The 2,654-nt window shown below is 27.8% G+C and carries 2 protein-coding genes; both read left to right on the forward strand.

The window, feature by feature from the left end; all coding sequences use genetic code 11:
• The first annotated feature begins 492 nt into the window (after positions 1-492).
• Positions 493-1,593: a 6-phosphofructokinase gene (locus H9660_RS16010; protein ID WP_191751367.1), complete on the forward strand. Its 1,101-nt coding sequence runs from the start codon at positions 493-495 to the stop codon at positions 1,591-1,593.
• Between the two features lie 131 nt (positions 1,594-1,724).
• On the forward strand, positions 1,725-2,504 hold the full coding sequence (locus H9660_RS16015) for a serine hydrolase (protein ID WP_191751368.1): 780 nt from the start codon (positions 1,725-1,727) through the stop codon (positions 2,502-2,504).
• Positions 2,505-2,654: the final 150 nt, after the last annotated feature.

The following is a 2,654-nucleotide window of genomic DNA, read 5'->3' on the forward strand; positions in this document are numbered from 1 at the left end:
AAAAGTAATAATATTCGTATTAGCTTTTATAATTTTATTATACGAGGAAAGTATAAAAAGTTATGACTTATTACTAAATATTTATACTTTCCTTCCTTCAGTTTGAAAGTGTTAAAATATCATAGCAAGGTGACTTGGAGCTTGCGACGGAACCTGGATATGATATTTTAACACTTTTTTTATTTTTACTAAATTCAATTTAATATATATTAATTAACTATTATATATAATTTTTTATTCAAGATAAGAAATAAATAATTGTATATTATATTAAAAAATATAAAAAATAAAACATTTTACAAATTATAAAAATTCTGAAAATATAAATAATTATACTTTTAACTATAAAATCTTTATGTTATTATAAAGATGAAAATAAAAAACATATTTTGGAAAAACTTTAAAGATAAAAACTATTAGAAATAAATTTTTGATAGAAAATAACTAAAAATTTTGATTTATAAGGTAATTAAATGGGTAGGGGGAATTTTTATGGAACAACAAGTAAAAAAAATAGCATTACTAACAGGTGGTGGAGATTGTCCAGGATTAAATGCAGTTATAAGATCAGTAACAAGAGCAGCTATCTTAAATTACGGGATAGAAGTAATTGGTTATAAGTTTGGTTACAGAGGACTATATAATAATGATTTTATACCTCTAACTTTGGATGCTGTTTCTGGGATTCTTCATAGAGGAGGAACTATATTGTATAGTTCTAACAAAGATAACTTATTTGATTATCAAGTAGAAGAAGATGGAGCAATTATTAAGAAAGATGTTTCAGATGTTGCTGTAGAAAACTTAAAAAAAGAGGGAGTAGATGTATTAGTTGTAATTGGAGGAGATGGAACATTAACTTCTGCAAGAGATTTTGCAAGAAAGGGTGTTAAAGTTATAGGAGTTCCTAAAACTATTGATAATGATTTAGCATCTACAGATGTAACTTTTGGGTTTAATACGGCTATTGATGTTGCTACGGAAGCTTTAGATAGGCTTCATACTACAGCAGAATCACATCATAGAATAATGATATGTGAAGTTATGGGAAGAGGAGCTGGATGGATAGCTTTAGAATCTGGGATAGCAGGTTCAGCAGATGTTATACTTTTACCAGAAATACCGTATGATATTAATAAAATTGTAGATAAAGTAAAAGAAAGAGAAAATTCAGGGAAAAGATTTAGTATAGTTGTTGTAGCAGAAGGTGCTAAGCCCCAAAATGGAGAAGTTGTAGTTTCAAAGATTGTAGCAGATAGCCCGGATCCTATTAGATTAGGGGGAATAGGTAATAAACTAGCTAATGATTTAGAAACACTATTACCAGATAAGGAAGTTAGATGTACAGTTCTTGGTCATATACAAAGAGGGGGTACTACATCAACTTATGATAGAATACTTTCAACTAGATATGGTGTAGGAGCAGTTGAATTAATTTCAGAAGGAAAATTTGGAGAAATGGTTTGTTTAAAAGGCAATAAAATTTCAAGTGATAGCTTAGAAAATGTTATAGGGCAAAAGTCTAAGTTAGTTGATCCAAAGGGGGAGTTAGTTCAAATAGCAAAGAAAATAGGTATTTCTTTTGCTGATTAGGTAAGGATAAGTGGTGGAGATTTCTCCACCATTTTTGAACGTAATTTATTTCGTTGAATGCTTCAAAATTTTCTGACAATATGATATAATTATTATAGGCAGAGAATACGGTAAGAAAGCTGGAGGGTATTATGAAAGAGATAAAGAAATATTTAGAATCAAGGATTGGAACATATGGATTCTTTTTCGAGGATTTAAAAAGCGGCTACATTTATGCTTATAATGAAAACGTTCAGATGATTGCGGCAGGATGTATGAAGTTACCTATAGCTGTTTCCTTAATTAAATCTGTAGAGGATAAAAAAATAGATTTTTTAGATAAAATTAAAATTGATGGAAAAGATAAAGTCTATGGAACAGGAATAATTCATGAATTTAACGAAAGAGAATATACAGTTTTTGAATTATTAGTAGCAATGTTAATTCAAAGTGATAATACAGCTGCAAATAAGATTATCGATATAGTTGGTATAGATAATATAAATAAGGATATAGAAAGCATGGGATTAAAAAATACTGTATTAAATAGAAAAACTACTGATGAAAGAAAAGTCAAAGATGAAATTGAAAATATGACATCAGCATATGATCTTGCTAAAGTATGGAAGAATCTTTATAATGGAACTTATTTAAGTAAAGATAATAGTCAAATGTTAATAGATATATTAACGAGACAGCAAATAAAAAATAAGCTAGCATTATATATTCCAGATGATTTAAAATATGAAATTTCAAGCAAAACTGGAGATAAAAATGGAGTTGAAAATGATACGGAATTAATAAGGTTATCTAAAGGAAGCTTTTCATTTACAGTTTTATCTATGGGAATACCTAACAGCGTCTATGGAACAGTAACACTTGCAAAATGCGGTAAAATGATGTGGGATGAAGTTATGAATAATTGGCACTAAAGAATATTTAATCTTTTATATAAGATAAATAATATATAAAAATAAGGATTCAGTAATTGAATCCTTATTTTTATCAGTTTGTTGAAAAACCCCTGTTTTAAAAAAACAGAGGCTTTTTCTATTATAAATTGTGGATAAATTTAATATTAA

The sequence above is a fragment of the Clostridium gallinarum genome, from assembly GCF_014836325.1.
Lineage (GTDB): Bacteria > Bacillota > Clostridia > Clostridiales > Clostridiaceae > Clostridium > Clostridium gallinarum.